The sequence below is a fragment of the Mesorhizobium sp. B2-8-9 genome, assembly GCF_006439475.1.
Classification (GTDB): domain Bacteria; phylum Pseudomonadota; class Alphaproteobacteria; order Rhizobiales; family Rhizobiaceae; genus Mesorhizobium.
This window is the reverse complement of the sequence record NZ_VFTQ01000045.1, coordinates 20992-36808: the sequence shown is the minus strand read 5'-3', so window position 1 is coordinate 36808 and position 15817 is coordinate 20992. Positions and strand designations below refer to the sequence as shown.

At 65.2% G+C, this 15817-nt stretch carries 17 protein-coding genes; 11 read left to right on the top strand and 6 right to left on the bottom strand.

The genetic code is table 11. The features are described 5' to 3' along the window. Positions 1 to 185: 185 nt before the first annotated feature. The 3 genes from FJ423_RS31485 to FJ423_RS31475 all read right to left on the bottom strand — a co-directional run bounded on the left by FJ423_RS31485 (position 186) and on the right by FJ423_RS31475 (position 1427). Complete coding sequence (locus tag FJ423_RS31485; protein ID WP_140847423.1) at positions 186 to 638, bottom strand: hypothetical protein; 453 nt, start codon at positions 636 to 638, stop codon at positions 186 to 188. A 255-nt stretch (positions 639 to 893) separates the two neighbouring features. Then, positions 894 to 1103: a hypothetical protein gene (locus FJ423_RS31480; RefSeq protein WP_140847420.1), complete on the bottom strand. Its 210-nt coding sequence runs from the start codon at positions 1101 to 1103 to the stop codon at positions 894 to 896. Between the two features lie 51 nt (positions 1104 to 1154). Then, on the bottom strand, positions 1155 to 1427 hold the full coding sequence (locus FJ423_RS31475; protein ID WP_140847417.1) for a DUF4242 domain-containing protein: 273 nt from the start codon (positions 1425 to 1427) through the stop codon (positions 1155 to 1157). A 243-nt stretch (positions 1428 to 1670) separates the two neighbouring features. Here FJ423_RS31475 and FJ423_RS31470 point away from each other — a divergent pair, with 243 nt between their 5' ends. Continuing rightward, complete coding sequence (locus FJ423_RS31470; RefSeq protein ID WP_140847415.1) at positions 1671 to 4256, top strand: LuxR family transcriptional regulator; 2586 nt, start codon at positions 1671 to 1673, stop codon at positions 4254 to 4256. A gap of 102 nt (positions 4257 to 4358) precedes the next feature. Here the strand turns inward: FJ423_RS31470 and secA are convergent, their stop codons facing one another. After that, a complete protein-coding gene (secA, locus tag FJ423_RS31465; protein ID WP_140847412.1) occupies positions 4359 to 7091 on the bottom strand; it encodes a preprotein translocase subunit SecA in 2733 nt (910 codons plus the stop codon). Positions 7092 to 7354: 263 nt separating this feature from the next. On the opposite strand from secA, the gene FJ423_RS31460 reads away from it, so the two are divergent. After that, positions 7355 to 8272 (top strand): peptidylprolyl isomerase, encoded by a 918-nt coding sequence (locus FJ423_RS31460; protein ID WP_095767510.1) that lies wholly within the window; start codon positions 7355 to 7357, stop codon positions 8270 to 8272. 60 nt (positions 8273 to 8332) lie between these two features. Here the strand turns inward: FJ423_RS31460 and FJ423_RS31455 are convergent, their stop codons facing one another. Beyond that, positions 8333 to 8926, bottom strand: coding sequence for a TetR/AcrR family transcriptional regulator (locus tag FJ423_RS31455; RefSeq protein WP_095767511.1), 594 nt, complete (start codon positions 8924 to 8926; stop codon positions 8333 to 8335). Between the two features lie 191 nt (positions 8927 to 9117). Between FJ423_RS31455 and argJ the strand changes: the two genes are divergently transcribed. The 5 genes from argJ (at position 9118) to FJ423_RS31430 (ending at position 12334) form a co-directional block, all read left to right on the top strand. Further along, positions 9118 to 10359, top strand: a complete 1242-nt coding sequence (gene argJ, locus FJ423_RS31450; RefSeq protein WP_140847409.1) for a bifunctional glutamate N-acetyltransferase/amino-acid acetyltransferase ArgJ — start codon at positions 9118 to 9120, stop codon at positions 10357 to 10359. After that, positions 10359 to 11138, top strand: coding sequence for a GNAT family N-acetyltransferase (locus FJ423_RS31445; protein WP_176477018.1), 780 nt, complete (start codon positions 10359 to 10361; stop codon positions 11136 to 11138). Before argJ ends, FJ423_RS31445 begins: the two co-directional genes overlap by 1 nt. Next, entirely contained in the window at positions 11135 to 11557 is a 423-nt protein-coding gene (locus tag FJ423_RS31440) for a (deoxy)nucleoside triphosphate pyrophosphohydrolase (protein WP_140847406.1), read from the top strand. Before FJ423_RS31445 ends, FJ423_RS31440 begins: the two co-directional genes overlap by 4 nt. Before the next feature lie 165 nt (positions 11558 to 11722). Then, positions 11723 to 12043: a hypothetical protein gene (locus FJ423_RS31435; RefSeq protein WP_140847404.1), complete on the top strand. Its 321-nt coding sequence runs from the start codon at positions 11723 to 11725 to the stop codon at positions 12041 to 12043. A 111-nt stretch (positions 12044 to 12154) separates the two neighbouring features. Continuing rightward, positions 12155 to 12334: a Flp family type IVb pilin gene (locus FJ423_RS31430; protein ID WP_140847402.1), complete on the top strand. Its 180-nt coding sequence runs from the start codon at positions 12155 to 12157 to the stop codon at positions 12332 to 12334. A gap of 18 nt (positions 12335 to 12352) precedes the next feature. On the opposite strand, the gene FJ423_RS31425 is transcribed toward FJ423_RS31430, so the two are convergent. Then, the gene (locus tag FJ423_RS31425; RefSeq protein ID WP_140847399.1) at positions 12353 to 13225 is read right to left on the bottom strand and encodes a methyltransferase domain-containing protein; all 873 of its coding nucleotides are present in this window, start codon (positions 13223 to 13225) and stop codon (positions 12353 to 12355) included. Positions 13226 to 13290: 65 nt separating this feature from the next. Between FJ423_RS31425 and FJ423_RS31420 the strand changes: the two genes are divergently transcribed. From FJ423_RS31420 to FJ423_RS31405, 4 genes are all read left to right on the top strand, one after another. Then, complete coding sequence (locus FJ423_RS31420; protein ID WP_140847397.1) at positions 13291 to 14091, top strand: ComF family protein; 801 nt, start codon at positions 13291 to 13293, stop codon at positions 14089 to 14091. A gap of 76 nt (positions 14092 to 14167) precedes the next feature. Beyond that, positions 14168 to 14437 (top strand): glutaredoxin 3, encoded by a 270-nt coding sequence (gene grxC / locus FJ423_RS31415; protein WP_095767517.1) that lies wholly within the window; start codon positions 14168 to 14170, stop codon positions 14435 to 14437. 2 nt (positions 14438 to 14439) lie between these two features. Then, positions 14440 to 15306, top strand: coding sequence for a carbon-nitrogen hydrolase family protein (locus FJ423_RS31410; RefSeq protein WP_140847394.1), 867 nt, complete (start codon positions 14440 to 14442; stop codon positions 15304 to 15306). Next, a complete protein-coding gene (locus tag FJ423_RS31405; protein WP_140692522.1) occupies positions 15303 to 15728 on the top strand; it encodes a DUF1178 family protein in 426 nt (141 codons plus the stop codon). Before FJ423_RS31410 ends, FJ423_RS31405 begins: the two co-directional genes overlap by 4 nt. Positions 15729 to 15817: the final 89 nt, after the last annotated feature.

Below are 15817 nucleotides of genomic sequence, written 5' to 3'. Positions count from 1 at the left end.
CCCCTTGTGGGAGAAGGTGTCGCCGAAGGCGACGGATGAGGGGTGTTCCAGGGAACGCAGACCTCTCACTCCGCTGGAACACCCCTCATCCGTCTCGGCGCTATCGCGCCGATCCACCGCCCGGGGCGAGCCACGGGTCTCGCCCGTCCTTCGGACCCCACAAGGGGAGAAGGCTAGAGCGCTGCTCACATCCCCTGCATGGCGTCGCAGGTCACGTTCGGGTTCATGTCGGCGAAGGCGCCGGTGGGGTTCTGCTTCCAGGCCCAGACGTGCAACTCGTAGAACGGGCCGAGGCCGTAGCGGTTGGGCGCGGTGTTGAAGTTGAACAGATGGCCTTCGAGCGAGGCCGGGCCCTTCGCGGTGATGTATTCGACCGCGATCAGCTTCAACGTGCCGTCGGCCATCGGCTCGTACATCACCGCTTCCGGCTTGGCGACGTCGACGGCGTCGTCCTTCAGATAGGCGGCGTTGACGTAGTGGATGCCCATGGCGCCGCCGGTGAGGCCGCTGGCGCAGGGGATCGGCGCGTAGCCTTCGGCTTTCGCCACGGCGACGTCCTCGAAGCGGCTGTCGAGCGCCCGCACCTTTTCGGCAAGCGGATTGACGGTTTCGGCCGTGGCCGCGCCCGCCATCAGCATGATGATCGAGGCAGAAGCGCCGACAACGCATTTGATTAAGGTCTGAATGTTCATTTGTCTCTCCAATTGAGGCGCGCAAGCGGCGGCAGTCGGCCGGTAGGCCAACTCCGAACGCCGGCGGCGCCTGTTTGTTAAAGGGATGGTCGCTGATCCCGACCAGAGCGGTTCACCGAACGAACCGCTCCAAGTCTTTGTTTTGCGCAATTCCGGACGGAAAACCGCTGCGCACTTTTCCTGGAATTGCCCGGTGCGGGATCAGCTGTGATGCCACCAATATTCCCAGTATTCGCGCGGGTTTTCCCGCTCGTGCAGGCCGATGTCGCGTCTCAGGTAGTCGTCCTGCGGTGGCAGAAAGCGTCGCCGGTGTCGCAGGGGCGAAAGCAACGCCGACACAGCCCGTCGCATGAAGCCGCGCCGTGACGGGACGATGTCCGCCGCGGCGGATGCAGCCTCGTCTTCTGGCACGGCGTCAGGTCCGCCGCGACGGGTATGGTCTGCCCAACATGGTCTGCCCGATCAGCGATAAAAGTAGGGGTCGAGGACCCGGACCTCCGTGATCTTGTCGACGGGAAGCGAATTCTTCTGCGCGGTGCTGCGGATCGCCTCCGGCGAGGGCGCATCGTAGATGCAGAAGCTCTTGCTCTTGTCGGGCGAGACGAAGGATTGCACCCAGGTTACGCCTTTCTCGGCATTGCGGGCGATGACGCCGCCCATCGCGGCTGCGCCGGCGTCGTTCATCGGCACGTGCAGCCCATCGGGGAAGGTACGCTCAATCAGGTAACGAGGCACGATCGGTTTCCTTTCATTGGTGAATTGCGCTCGGTTCAAGCGCGACCCAGCAGAAATCACCTTCGCGGAAGGCGCGCATCGGGGCCATTCCCCATATTGGCCGGGACGAATCCCTATCTTTGCGACGTTTTATGTGGAAGATGGCACCTCAGTGTGTGGAAAGTCACATTGTCGCGCCGTTTCCCAGGCTATCGCGGCGGCGGCCCGCCACGATGGAAATTCTGATTTGGCGAGAGGGTGACAATGCTTCTGGAACGGCAGACGCAGCTGCAGCAAATGGATGCCTTGCTGGCGGATGCAACAGGCGGCCGTGGCCGCGTCGTGGTCCTGTCGGGGGAGGCCGGCGCCGGCAAGACGGCGCTGGCCGAGGCGTTCGCAAGCCGCTTGGGCAACGACCTGACCGTGCTTCGCAGCGCCTGCGAGGATCTCTCCATTCCCGATCCCCTGGGGCCGCTTTACGATCTGGCGCGCGAGGCGCAATGGGAGCCGCCGCGAGCGATCGACGACCGCCAGGTGCAGCGGCTGCCCTTGTTTTCCGAGGCGCTCGACGTTTTCGAAGCGAAAGGTCCATCCCTGCTCGTCATCGAGGACCTGCACTGGGCCGATGACGCGACGCTCGATTTCGTGCGTTTCCTCGGCCGGCGCATTGCAAACACGCATATCCTGCTTCTGATCACGGCGCGCACCGACCGCAGCGAAGGACAGATGCGCGTGCGCCGCGCACTCGGCGAAATACCCGCCGGCAATATCCAGCGCATAGAAGTGCCGCTGCTCAGCGAAAACGCGGTGCTCTCGCTCGCCGCGGCGGCCGAGCGCGACGGCGACGCGATCTACCGCGCAACGGCGGGCAACGCCTTCTTCGTCACCGAGCTGCTCGCCGCCGCAGGCGATGGCGCGTTGCCGGCGAGCGTCCGCGACGCCGTGCTGGCGCGCGCCGAAAGATTGTCGCCGGGCGCCCGTTCGATGCTCGACGCGGTCTCGGTGTTTCCGCGCCGCGCCGATGCCTGGGCGCTGAGCGGCCTTTGCGGGATCGCCGCCGCCGGCCAGCTCGCCGAATGCGTGGCCAACGGCCTGCTTGAGGATTTCGGCGATGGCTACGCCTTCCGGCACGAGATCGCCCGCACGGCCATCGAGATGGCGCTGACGCCCAGCAAACGACGCGAGTACAATGAGCGCGCGCTGGCGGCATTGCGGGAAAATCCGCAAGTCGCCACCGCAAGGCTGGTGCATCATGCCGTGGAAGCGCAAAGCCTCGACGTGGTGCGCGAGCTCGCGCCGGTCGCCGCGCGCGAGGCATCCCGCGTCGGCGCGCATCGCGATGCGGCGGGCTATTACGAGGTCGCGCTGCGCTATGCGGATATCCTGCCGATCGAAAAGCGGGCGGAGCTCTACGAGGGGCATGCCTTCGAGTGCCACCTGATCGGCCGCGTCGAGGCGGCGATGGAGGCGCAGGGCCGGGCACGCCAGCTGCGCCAGGCGCTGGGCGACCGGCTCAAGGAAGGCGACAGCCTCAGATGTCTGTCGCGCTTTGCCTATCTGCTCGGCGATCGCGAGGCAGCGGACCGTTTCGGAGAGCAGGCCGTGGGGCTTCTGGAGACCGCGCCCGACAGCGCCGAGCTGGCGATGGCTTATTCGAACCTCTCGCAACTGGCGATGCTGGCCGAGCGGCTCGAGGACGCCCTTTCGCTCGGCGGCAAGGCGGTCGAGCTGGCGGAGCGGCTCAACCGGGCGGACATTCTATGTCATGCGCTGAACAATGTCGGCGCCGCCAGACAATGGCTGGATTTTGCCAAGGGGCGGCGCGATCTCGCCCGCAGTCTTGGGATTGCGCTGTCGGGCAACTACCAGGAGCATGCGGCGCGCGCCTTCACGAACTGCGCCTGCGTCGAGATGAACAGGCTCAACTTCAAGGAGGCGGCGTCGTTCCTGGATCGCGGCATCGGCTATTGCGTCGAGAACGATCTCGCGACATGGCGCGACTACATGCGCGGCGTGCAGGCGCAGCTTTTGCTTCGCCGCGGCTTCTGGAACGACGCCGCGACAATGGCGCATGAGGTTGTCGACGACGACGCAACGACGCCGCTGGTGCGCTATCCGTCGCTGGTGGCGCTGGCACGATTGCGCATCCGCCGCGGCGACCCGTCGGCCGAGCCGATCGTCGAAGAGATGAGGCGATTCCTGGACAAGGGCATGGAGCTGCAGCGCCTCGTGGCGTTTGCCCAGGTGCTGGCCGAATCGGCCTGGCTTGGACAAGCCGACAAGCAGGAAGCCTTGCGGCTGATCGCGGTTGCCGAAAATCTCGCGCCAACGCCGGCCGTGTTCGGCGAACTTGCCACCTGGCGGGAACTGTTGTCGCCGGGATCCGAACCCGGCGACACGGACGGCATGGCGGAGCCGCACCGCCTGCAATTGACGGGCGATTGGCGCGCCGCCGCCAGGTTATGGGCCGACATGGGGGCGCCTTTCGAACAGGCAATGGCCTTGCTGCTCGGCGACGAAGCGGCGCAGCGCGAGGCGCTCGCCATTTTCGAGGACCTTGGCGCGAGGGCGGTCGCGCAGCAGGCGCGCAGCCTCATGCGGGAAAGCGGCGTCAGTCACATCGCGAGAGGGCCGCGACAGGCGACGCGCGCCAACCAGGCCGGCCTCACGCAGCGCCAGATGGAAGTCCTGGAACTTCTCGAGCGAGGCTTTTCCAACAAGAAGATCGCCGCGCATCTGACCATTTCGCCCAAGACGGTCGATCACCACGTTTCGGCCGTGCTGGAGAAGCTGGAGGTCATCTCGCGCGGCGAAGCGGCTGCCGCGGCGCGCGCGTCGGGTCTGGTGTGAGGCTTGTTTTCTGCGCCTGAAGGAAACCGCCGGCCCCGGCGCTGCCCCTCATCCGCCCTTCGGGCACCTTCTCCCCGTTGAACGGGGAGAAGGAAATAGGCGTCAGGCGAACGTGCCGTGGCAGTGCTTGTACTTCTTGCCGGAGCCGCAGGGGCAGAGTTCGTTGCGGCCGACCTTGCCCCAGCTCGCGGGGTTCTTCGGATCGCGGTTTTCCGGTGCGACGACGGCGTTGGTGTCCTGACGCACCAGAAGCGCGGTCTCGCCGCCCTGGAAATCATCCTCGCCGGTGGAGCCGTCGATATGGCTGCCGAACATCTCGGGCGCTTCAGGCGGCGGCGCATCGGCCGCCTGGCGCACCAGCTCGACGCGCATCAGCTGTGCGGTGACGGCCTGCTCCAGATTGCCGAGCATGGCCTGGAACAGCTCGAAGGCCTCGCTCTTGTATTCCTGCAGCGGGTCGCGCTGGGCGTAGCCGCGGAAGCCGACGACCGAGCGCAGATGGTCGAGATTGACGATGTGCTCGCGCCACAGATGGTCGAGCGTCTGCAGCACCACCGAGCGTTCGACATAGTTCATCACATCGGGGCCGAAGCGGTCGGCGCGCTCCTTGGCGGCGGCGTCGGCGGCGGCCGTGATGCGCTCGCGAATGTCATCCTCGGCGATACCTTCTTCCTTGACCCATTCCTCGACCGGCAGGTCGAGGTTGAGGTACTGCGCCACTTCCTCCTTGAGACCGGCAACGTTCCACTGCTCGGCATAGGCGTTTTCGGGGATGTTCTTGGCGACGATCTCCTCGATGACGCCTTCGCGCATCTCGGCAATGGTTTCGGCGAGACCTTCTCCGTCCATCAGCTCGATGCGCCGCTGGAACACCGCCTTGCGCTGGTCGTTGGCAACGTCGTCATATTTCAGGAGGTTCTTGCGGATGTCGAAGTTGCGCGCCTCGACCTTCTTCTGCGCTTTCTCGAGCGCCTTGTTGATCCAGGGATGGATGATCGCCTCGTCTTCCTTGAGGCCGAGCTTCTGCAGCATGCCGTCCATGCGCTCGGAGCCGAAGATGCGCATCAGGTCGTCCTGCAGCGACAGGAAGAATTTCGACCGTCCGGGATCGCCCTGTCTTCCCGAACGACCTCTAAGCTGGTTGTCGATGCGGCGCGATTCGTGGCGTTCGGTGGCCAGAACATAGAGGCCGCCGGCGGCCAGCGCCTTTTCCCTCAGGCGCTCGACGTCGGCGTGGATTTCCCTTTCCCTGGCCTCGCGCTCGGGGCCCTCGGGCATGTCTCCAAGTTCCTCCGCGATGCGCATCTCGGCATTGCCGCCGAGCTTGATGTCGGTGCCGCGGCCGGCCATGTTGGTGGCGATGGTGATGGCGCCGGGCTTGCCGGCCTGGGCGACGATGGCCGCCTCGCGCTCGTGGTGACGGGCGTTCAGCACTTCGAAGTCCTTGAAGCCGTCCTTGCGCAGGCGCTCGGCCAGCTGCTCGGATTTTTCGATCGAGGTGGTGCCGACCAGCGTCGGCTGGCCCTTGGCGCTGGCTTCGCGGATTTCCCTGACGATCGCCTTGTACTTCTCCTCGACCGTCCGGTAGACCTCATCGTCCTCATCCTTGCGAATGACCGGCAGGTTGGTCGGGATTTCGGTGACCTCGAGGCCGTAGATGTTGCCGAATTCCTCCGCCTCGGTCAGCGCCGTGCCGGTCATGCCGGCAAGCTTCTTGTAGAGGCGGAAATAGTTCTGGAAGGTGACGGAGGCCAGCGTCTGGTTCTCGGGCTGGATCTGCACGTGCTCCTTGGCCTCGAGCGCCTGGTGCAGGCCTTCCGAATAGCGGCGGCCCGGCATCATGCGGCCGGTGAACTCGTCGATGATGACGATCTCGCCATTGCGCACGATGTAGTCCCTGTCCTTCTGGAACAACAGGTGCGCCTTCAGCGCGTTGTTGACGTGATGGACGATGGCGACGTTCTCGACGTCATAGAGCGACTCGCCCTTCAACAGGCCGGCGTCGCGCAGCATGTTTTCCAGCTTCTCGGTGCCGTCCTCGGTGAAGATCGTCGTCTTCTGCTTCTCGTCGACCTCATAGTCGGCCGGGCCGAGCTTCAGCATGAAGGTGTCGATGGTGTTGTACATTTCCGAGCGGTCTTCGAGCGGACCGGAAATGATCAGCGGCGTGCGCGCTTCGTCGACCAGGATGGAATCGACCTCGTCGACGATGGCGTACGAGTGTCCACGCTGCACCATCTGCGAGCGCTCATACTTCATGTTGTCGCGCAGATAGTCGAAGCCGAGCTCGTTGTTGGTGGCATAGGTGACGTCGCAGGCGTAGGCCTCACGGCGTTCCTCGTCGGAAAGGCCGTGGACGATGACGCCGACGTTGAGGCCGAGGAATTTGTAGACGCGGCCCATCCATTCGGCGTCGCGCTTGGCGAGATAGTCGTTGACGGTGACAACATGCACGCCCTTGCCGGCGAGCGCATTGAGGTAAACCGGCAAGGTGGCGACCAGCGTCTTGCCCTCGCCGGTGCGCATCTCGGCGATGCCGCCATTGTGCAGCACCATGCCACCGATCAATTGCACGTCAAAGGGGCGCATGCCAAGCACGCGGCGGGCCGCCTCGCGCACCGTGGCGAAAGCCGGAACCAAGAGATCGTCGAGCGCAGCGCCGTTGGCCAGATCCTGGCGGAACTTTTCCGTGCGCCCCGCAAGCTCGGCATCGGAAAGCGCCCGCATCTCGTTTTCCATGGCGTTGATGGCTTCGACCCTTGGCCGGGTCGACTTGACGCGGCGGTCGTTGGAAGAACCGAAAACCTTACGGGCGAGACCGCCGAGACTGACCATCCAATGGCCCTTTCGATAGCAATTTAGCCGTTTGCGACAGGCACCTGGCGGGCCCATCAAATCCGCGTGAGTGCGGACAAACGCAAAAAGCGCCCGGAAAACGGTTCTGGACGCCAAGTCGTTGGACAGATAAGAGGGGGCTCAATCGATGTCAACGCCGCGTTAGCCCTATCGGCAGCGCCAAATTCCGCCACAATTCGACTGATCTGGAACCCTTCCGCTCACGCGATCCTTATTGGCAATCCCCATTGGAGCTTATCTTGATGTCCCTGTCGATCCGCCGCGCCTCGCTCGCCAGCCTCGGTCTGGCCTTCGGGCTCTCGGCTCTTTGCCTGTCGCCGCTGATGGCGCAAGAGACCAAGCCCGCCCAGCCGGACGCCACGGCGCCCGCGGCTGCTCCGGTCGATCCCAATGCCGTGATCGCCACCGTCAATGGCGAGAAGCTGACCGAGGCCGATCTTCGGCTCGCCGAAGGCGAACTGTCGCAGCAGTTCGCGCAACTGCCGCCTGAACAGCGCCGCGCTGCGGCCCTCTCGGCGGCGATCGAAATCCGCGTCATGGCCAAGAAGGCCGTCGACAGCGGCCTCGACAAGGACGCCGACTTCCAGCGCCGCATGGCTTTCCTGCAGGCGCGAGCCCTGCATGGCGAGGTCGTCGAGAAGGAAGTGGTCGACAAGGTGACGGACGCCGAAGTGCGCGCCCGCTATGACCAGGAGATCGCCAACACGCCGCCGGTCAACGAAATCCATGCCCGTCACATCCTCGTGAAGACGAAGGAAGAGGCCGAGGCGATCATCAAGCAGCTCGACGGCGGCGCCGATTTCCAGAAGCTCGCCAACGAACACACCAGCGATCCGAGCGGCAAGACCAGCGGCGGCGATCTCGGCTGGTTCGGCCCCGGGCAGATGGTGCCGGAATTCGACAAGGCGGCGTTCGCGCTCGACGTCGGCAAATATTCGAAGGAGCCGGTGCAGTCGCAGTTCGGCTGGCACGTCATCAAGGTCGAGGACAAGCGCGCCAAGCAGCCGCCGGCCTTCGACGACGTCAAGGACCAGGCCAAGCAGGCGGTGATCCGCGACAAGTATTTCGCCATGGTCAAGGAGCTGCGTGCGGCCGCCAAGGTCGAGATCCCGGACGAGAAGCTCAAGAAGGACATCGACACGCTGGAAGCCGGCAAGTAATCCGCTGGCGGCTGGATAATTCTGAAAGGGCGCCCGAGGGCGCCCTTTCGTTTTCGGGGGTCAAGCGTTCATTATGCCCCGCGTGATGTAGCGAATGGCGGCGCGGATCGCCGCCTTGTCCTCGTCGAGCCGTTCGGTCAGCAGATGCCGCCAGGCGAAAGAAGCGACCAGGTCGGCGACGATCCCGGCATCGACGTCGGCCGCCACCTCGCCGCGCGCCTTGGCCCGCTCGATCATCCGGCCGGTATGGCTGCGGCGTCCTTTTGAATATTCGGCAAGCGCGGCCGCGGCCGTCTCGTCCGACTGCGCCTCTGCGATCAGCGAGCGGAAGATGTTGCCCGACGGGGTGTCGCGCCAATGCGCGAACAGGTTCTCGAGGAAGCCGGCCAGATCGTCCTCGACGTTTCCGGTGTCGGGCGTCTCGACGCGCTTCTGCCGCTGGTAAACCTCGATCAGCAGGGCCGCCTTGCTCGGCCACCAGCGATAGATGGTCGGCTTTCCCGCCCGCGCCCGCCGGGCGACGGCCTCGATCGAGAAGCCGGCATAGCCCGCCTCGCGCAACACCGCCTCGGCGGCATTGAGGATGGCATCGGCGCTCTCGGGACTGCGTTTTGCGCCGATCGACTTGCGCCCGCGAGCGGCGGCTTCGCCCATCGAGGTCTTCCTTGGCCGGTGAATCTGCAGCCGATCATATTGGCTTCGGCGACGAAACGAAACGACGTGTTTCCAATTGCAAAGCCGCCGGCCAAGCCGGCAAGGCGCGGCCAGAACGCCTCTTGCGCCGGCGCGCGCTATCGGGCAAACCGGCTTCCTTCCTTTCGTGTTCTTGCCGCTCCGGGATACCGATGTCTGCTACGATTTCGCCGCTCGCACCGAAGAAATATCCGAAGATGCCGGTCATCGAGGGTGTGCGCATCGCGACCGCCGAAGCCGGCATCAAGTACCGCAACAGAACCGACCTGCTGGCCATGGCCTTCGATCCGGGCACGGCTGTCGCCGGCGTGTTCACCAGGTCGAAATGCCCGTCGGCGCCGGTCGACTTTTGCCGTCAGAACCTGCCCGCCGGCAAGGCGCGTGTCCTGGTGGTCAATTCCGGCAATGCCAACGCCTTCACCGGCAAGAAGGGCCAGGCTTCGACCGCGCTGACCGGCGAGGCGGCGGCGAAGGCCGCCGGATGTTCGCAGAGCGAGGTGTTCCTGGCCTCGACCGGCGTCATCGGCGAGCCGCTCGACACGACCAGATTCAGCCATCTGCTCGCCGGCCTGATTAAGGACGGCAGGCCGGATCAGTGGACCGAGGCGGCCAAGGCGATCATGACCACGGACACCTATCCGAAGGTGGCGACGGCGACGGTCAAACTCGGCGACACCGACGTCATCATCAACGGCATCGCCAAGGGCGCCGGCATGATCGCGCCCGACATGGCGACGATGCTCTCCTTCATCGCCACCGACGCGCCGATCGCAGCTCCCGTGCTACAGGACCTGCTGTCGCGCGGCACGGCCAAGACCTTCAATGCGGTGACCGTCGACAGCGACACCTCGACCAGCGACACGCTGCTCTTCTTCGCCACCGGCAAGGCCGCGACGCGCGGCGCGCCGGCGATCGGCGATCCCAAGGACGCGCGGCTCGGCGCCTTCCGCCGGGCGCTCGGCAAGGTGCTGAAGTCGCTGGCGCTGCAGGTGGTGCGCGACGGCGAGGGCGCGCGCAAGCAGGTCGAGGTCACCGTCACCGGCGCGAAGTCCGCCCGCTCGGCCAAGCGCATCGCGCTCTCGATCGCCAATTCGCCTCTGGTCAAGACGGCCGTCGCCGGCGAGGACGCCAATTGGGGCCGCGTGGTCATGGCCGTCGGCAAGGCCGGCGAGCCGGCCGACCGCGACCGGCTGTCGATCTGGTTCGGCGACAACCGCCTGGCGCATGAGGGCGAGCGCGATCCGGCCTATTCGGAGGAAGCGACCTCGGCCTATATGAAGCGCGACGATATCCGCATCCGCGCCGATCTCGGCATCGGCCGCGGCAAGGCGACGGTGTGGACCTGCGACCTCACCAAGGAATATGTCGCCATCAATGGCGATTACCGGAGCTGATGGCGCCGGTGTCGAGGCATCCGGCAAGCGTGCTCGCGGTTGTGCGTCGCTACGAGGCGGCGGGTTTTCGCGCCTGGCCGGCGGCCGCCGTCCATTATGACGGGACCTGGGTCGTGCGGCTGACCGCAGGTCTCCCCGCCAAGCGCCTCAACTCCGTCAATCCGCTCGATCCGGGCGACACGCACGCCATCGAAGAGCGCATCGGCCGCGCCGCAAGACGCTTCGACGCCTATGGCAGGCCGCTCACCTTTCGCATGTCGCCGCTGTCGGGACAGGTCTTGTCCACGCATCTCGACAAGGCCGGCTGGAACATGTTCGACGAATCCCTGGTGATGCGGTTGCCGCTGAAGGAGGTCGAGCTTGGCGCGGCCATGGACCAGATTCCGCTCAAGGACATCAGCCGTTTCATCGGCGCTTCGCTGAGGACGAGCGGCTCGGACGCCTCGCTGCGGCCCGGCCTGTCCGAGGTCATCGGCGCCATCCAGCCGGAAGCGGGGCTGTTCGCGCTCGAGGACGGCAACGAGCCGCTGGCGACGCTGATCTGCGTTCATGACGGCGATCTCGCGGGTCTGTTCGAGGTCGCCACCGAAAAGTCGGCGCGCAAGAAGGGCCATGGCCGCAATCTCATCCTGTCGGCGCTGAAATGGGCACGGCTGCGCGGCGCGCGGGAGGCCTGGCTACAGGTCGAGGCCGGCAATCTGCCGGCGCTCTCGCTCTACCGGTCGCTCGGCTTCGAGGAAGTCTATCGCTACCACTATCGTCGGCCGCCGGGCGCATGAGCGAGGTCAAGCCGGCCGGAAAGCGACTGCTGCTGGTCGCCGCCTGCGCGCTGGTCGATACCGACCGGCGCGTGCTTCTGGCGCAGCGCCCGGAAGGCAAGCAGCTTGCCGGCCTGTGGGAGTTTCCAGGCGGCAAGGTCGAGCCCGGCGAGACGCCGGAGGAGTGCCTGGTGCGCGAACTGCATGAGGAACTCGGCATCGAAACCGAGATTCCGTGCCTGGCGCCGCTCACCTTCGCCAGCTACTCCTATGACGATTTCCATCTCTTGATGCCGCTCTATGTCTGCCGCCGCTTTCGTGGGATCGCGCAGCCCAGGGAAGGACAGGGGCTCAAATGGGTCAGGCCGCGGCAGATGCGCGACTACCCGATGCCGCCGGCCGACGCGCCGCTGATCCAGTTCCTCATCGACCTTTTGTAGTTTCGCGCCGACTTGGCGGCAGGTGGGCGTTTCCCGGGCGGCCGAGTGTTTCCGCACGTTTCCGGGAGCTGGTTTAGTCAGCGTTAATGGAAGATTTATCTCGACGTGAAAAATTGCGCGAGGCCGTTTCGCGCGGCGATATCGTCGATGACTGGGAAACACGGCATGAGCCTTGAAAGAGACTGGGATTCGATCCGGCCCGACCGGGGATTTCGCGCGGTGGACGCCGGCATGGGCATCCTGCGGATCACGCTTCTCTTCGGCTCGGCGGCGGTGGCGCTGGCGCTGATCGCAACGCCTTTCCTGGACAACCAGACCCGGCCGCAGAGCGTTCGCGACGGCTTCGCGGGCGGGGTCGACATGACCGCGACCGGATCGATCGGCCACCGCCCCAATACATATACGGTGCGCCGCAGCGTGCTGCAGCCCTTTCCCAGTTCAATCTGCGTCATCCGCAACGACGGCAGCCGCAGCGGCGAGTGCTGACTTGGTTAATGATTTTCCGGCGCGGCGGCGTTTCACTCGCTGTTAAGCTTTTGCCGTTAACCTTTCTTAACGGGTAGGGGATTAGCGTTTCTGCATGAGGGATCGGTGATCATGAAAAACCTGCTGCAGCAATTCATTCAAGACGAAACGGGCGCTACGGCCGTCGAATATGGTCTGATCGTCGCGGTGTTGTCGCTGGCCATCGTTGCCGGGGTCAAACAGGCGGCAGACGGGCTGGTGTGGCTGTTCACCGACAACAACAGCAAGCTTGCCAACGCCTTCGCTCACTGACGGCATCACGGGGGGCGCTCAGGTCCTGGACGGGTTCTCCAGGACCGCCTTGAGCGAGACCTTGCCGGATCCCGGCTTGAGCGGCTTTTGCTGCGAGGCGTCGGGTGCCCAGCCGGACATCCAGACAATCGAAAAACTCGCGCGGATACGGCCATCCGGATCCGCGAACCGTTCGGCGTAGAGCTCCGCGGCGCGGGCAAAAAGGCGTCTGCCGGCCGGCCTGCGGCTGCGATCGACGAGCGCGCTTGTTTCGCCCATGGCGCGCAGGTCGCCGGCGAGGTCGAACAGCGTGTCGTAACGCACCGCGACCGTTTCGACATCGGCGACCGTCAACGCCAGGCCGGCGCGCTGCAACAGCGCGCCGGCGTCGCGCACGTCGGTGAAGGGAAGGATGCGCGGGCTTGCGCCGCCGTAAAGCTCCGTCTCGGCCGCCAGCATGCTCTCGCGCAATTCCGCCAATGTGCCCGCGCCGGCGAAAGCGCCGAGGAAAAGCCCGTCCGGTCGCAACGCCCGGCGGATTTGCGCAAGCACGCCGGGAATGTCGTTCATCGCATGCATCGAGAGCAGGGAGACGACGAGATCGAGGCTGGCCTCCTCGAACGGCACGGTCTCAGGCGGCGCTACCAGGCCGATGCCGCCGGCCAGAAGCGCTTCGTCCATCTCGACGCGCACGATTTCGCCGACCTTGCCGCTGCCGGCAAGCACGTCCACCGCCGCTGAAGTCTGACAGAACAGCGCGGCCGCCTTGCCGAAGCGGCGTTCGACGGCGCCCAGCCGGTCGGCAAGGTCCTCCGCGGCGCGGCGCATCAGGAAATCGGCGCCTTCGACGGGGCGCGCGAGTGCCCGGCGCTTGCGAGCGAGCCAGAGCTCGGTGTCGATCAAGGGCTGCAATGAAAAGCTTCCTGTTGTCCGCGCGTGCCGGAGTGGTGTTAAGGTGGCGCGGGGTTTCCTTTCACGTGGCCGATCCGGTGCACAAGATCAAGACCACAGCGGTCCAGGATATGACGCGGCAGGCACTGGCCTGGCCGGCGCGGCTGTTGTTTCCGCCGGTTTGCGCCGGCTGCCGTCGTCATGTGTCGCAACCCGGCGTGCTGTGCGGCGCCTGCTGGCCGAAGCTTAGGCTGCTGGAAAAACCCTGGTGCCCGGTGATGGGCACGCCCTTCACGCACGACATGGGCGAGGGGTTTCTTTCCGCCGAGGCGATCGCCGATCCGCCGCCCTTCGAACGGGCGCGGGCCGCCGTCCTCTATTCGGGCGTCGCGCGGCAGATGGTGCAAGGGCTGAAATATCAGGACCGCACCGACCTCGCGCCCTGGATGGCAAACTGGATGATGCGCGCCGGCGCGGAACTGATTGCGGAGGCCGACCTGGTCGTGCCGGTCCCGTTGCACTGGCGGCGCTTCTTCCGGCGCCAGTTCAACCAGTCCGCGGAACTAGGACGGGCCGTTGCAAGGCTCAGCGGGTTGCCCTTCTCGCCATCCGCGGTCAGGCGCGTGAAGCTGACGCGCCAGCAGGTCGGGCTCGAACGGCACGAGCGCGAGGAGAATGTGCGCGCCGCGTTTCGCGTGCCGCCGGACGCTGAAATCGAGATAGCGGGGCGCCGGGTGCTCGTGGTCGACGATGTCTATACCACCGGCGCAACGGTGCGGGCCGTCGCCAAGGCGCTGAAGAAAGGCGGCGCCGGAGCGGTCGACGTGCTGACCTTCGCGCGCGTTCTGCCGGGGGACTTCCGAGCCGATGAGTCTGCAACTATATAGTGCTTAAGTTGTTGTTTTGGTGCATGTCGTTTTCGCGCAACTGTCGGGCGACGTGGATAGGCAGGATTGCTGATTGATGGTCGATGTGACGATCTATACGCGCATGATGTGCGGTTACTGCACGGCCGCCAAGCGGTTGCTCGAGCGCAAGGGCGTGACCTATACCGAGCACGATGCCTCATTCTCGCCGGCATTGCGTCAGGAAATGATTTCACGGGCACATGGGCGCACCACTTTTCCGCAGATATTCATCGGCGACACGCATGTCGGCGGCTGCGACGATCTCCATGAATTGGAGTCGCAGGGCCGGCTGGACGTGCTGCTTGCCAACGAAGCGAGGGCTTGATCATGGGTGTTTTCAAGGCGGCGGCGGTGCAGATGCGTTCGGGGACCAGCCCGGAGCGCAATGCGGCCGACATGGAAAGACTGGTCCGCGATGCTGCACATCAGGGTGCCACCTACGTCCAGACGCCGGAAATGACCGGTGCGCTGATCCGCGACAAGCAGACGGGGGCGGCCGCCTTCACCACCGAAGACAAGGACGTGGTCGTCGCGACCGCGCGCAGGCTGGCGAAGGAGCTCGGCATTTTTCTGCATGTCGGCTCGACGGCGATTCTGCGCGCCGACGGCAAGCTCGCCAACCGCGCGTTCCTGTTCTCGCCCGACGGCGCCCTTATTGCCGGTTACGACAAGATCCATATGTTCGATGTCGACCTCGACAATGGCGAAAGCTGGCGTGAATCCGCCTCCTACGAGCCGGGAACGGAAGCGGTCGTGACCGATATCGAGGGGACGAGGCTCGGCTTTGCCGTGTGCTACGACCTGCGCTTTCCGCAGCTGTTTCGCTCCGAGGCGATGGCCGGGGCCGAGGTGCTGACGGTGCCGGCCGCTTTCACGCGCCAGACCGGAGAGGCGCATTGGCACGTGCTGTTGCGCGCCCGCGCCATCGAGAACGGCGCCTATGTCATCGCCGCCGCGCAGGGCGGCCTGCATGAGGACGGGCGCGAAACTTATGGCCATTCGCTGATCGTCGATCCGTGGGGGCGCGTCGTCGCCGAGGCCGCGCATGACGAACCCGGGGTGATCGTCGCCGAGATCGATCCGGCGCAGTCGCTTGCCGCGCGCCGCAAGATCCCCAATTTGAAGAACGCGAGGGATTTCACCGTCAATGCCGCGACAAGCGAAGCGCCGCGTTTCAGGGGTGCCGCCTCTTGATCCGTTTTTCCCTGATCTGCGAACACGAGCACGAATTCGAAGCCTGGTTCCGCAGCAATGACGACTTCGACACCCAGAAGAAGCGCGGTTTCGTCGATTGCCCGCGCTGCGGCTCGCACAGGATAGAGAAGGCGTTGATGGCGCCGGCCGTCTCAACGTCCCGCAGCCGAGAGAAGGTCGCTTTGGCCATCGGCGAGGCGCAGAAGCAGGCGCTGGCGCAGCTCAAGGCACTGGCCGAGAAGGTACGCGAAAATGCCGACTATGTCGGCGACAAATTCGCCGAGGAAGCGCGCAAGATCCATTTTGGCGAGACCGATCCACGTGGCATCTACGGCGAAGCGACGCCGGAAGAGGCGCAAAGCCTCGTCGAGGACGGCGTCGAGTTCATGCCGATTCCGAGCTTTCCGGACGACCGGAACTGAGGTGTGTCGATATTCAGGTGATGCCGGCCTGCGAATGGCGGCTTCCTGCGCTTCCGGTGCTCACGTACTTTAAGTACGCTCCGCTCCGG

Coding starts and splice junctions, on each gene's coding strand:
- FJ423_RS31435 (WP_140847404.1), top strand. CDS start 11,723: ATGAGCCTTGAAAGAGACTGGGATTCGATCCGGCCCGACCGGGGATTT.
- argJ (WP_140847409.1), top strand. CDS start 9,118: ATGTCTGCTACGATTTCGCCGCTCGCACCGAAGAAATATCCGAAGATG.
- FJ423_RS31410 (WP_140847394.1), top strand. CDS start 14,440: ATGGGTGTTTTCAAGGCGGCGGCGGTGCAGATGCGTTCGGGGACCAGC.
- FJ423_RS31445 (WP_176477018.1), top strand. CDS start 10,359: ATGGCGCCGGTGTCGAGGCATCCGGCAAGCGTGCTCGCGGTTGTGCGT.
- secA (WP_140847412.1), bottom strand. CDS start 7,091: ATGGTCAGTCTCGGCGGTCTCGCCCGTAAGGTTTTCGGTTCTTCCAAC.
- FJ423_RS31430 (WP_140847402.1), top strand. CDS start 12,155: ATGAAAAACCTGCTGCAGCAATTCATTCAAGACGAAACGGGCGCTACG.
- FJ423_RS31455 (WP_095767511.1), bottom strand. CDS start 8,926: ATGGGCGAAGCCGCCGCTCGCGGGCGCAAGTCGATCGGCGCAAAACGC.
- FJ423_RS31460 (WP_095767510.1), top strand. CDS start 7,355: ATGTCCCTGTCGATCCGCCGCGCCTCGCTCGCCAGCCTCGGTCTGGCC.
- FJ423_RS31440 (WP_140847406.1), top strand. CDS start 11,135: ATGAGCGAGGTCAAGCCGGCCGGAAAGCGACTGCTGCTGGTCGCCGCC.
- FJ423_RS31485 (WP_140847423.1), bottom strand. CDS start 638: ATGCTGATGGCGGGCGCGGCCACGGCCGAAACCGTCAATCCGCTTGCC.
- grxC (WP_095767517.1), top strand. CDS start 14,168: ATGGTCGATGTGACGATCTATACGCGCATGATGTGCGGTTACTGCACG.
- FJ423_RS31470 (WP_140847415.1), top strand. CDS start 1,671: ATGCTTCTGGAACGGCAGACGCAGCTGCAGCAAATGGATGCCTTGCTG.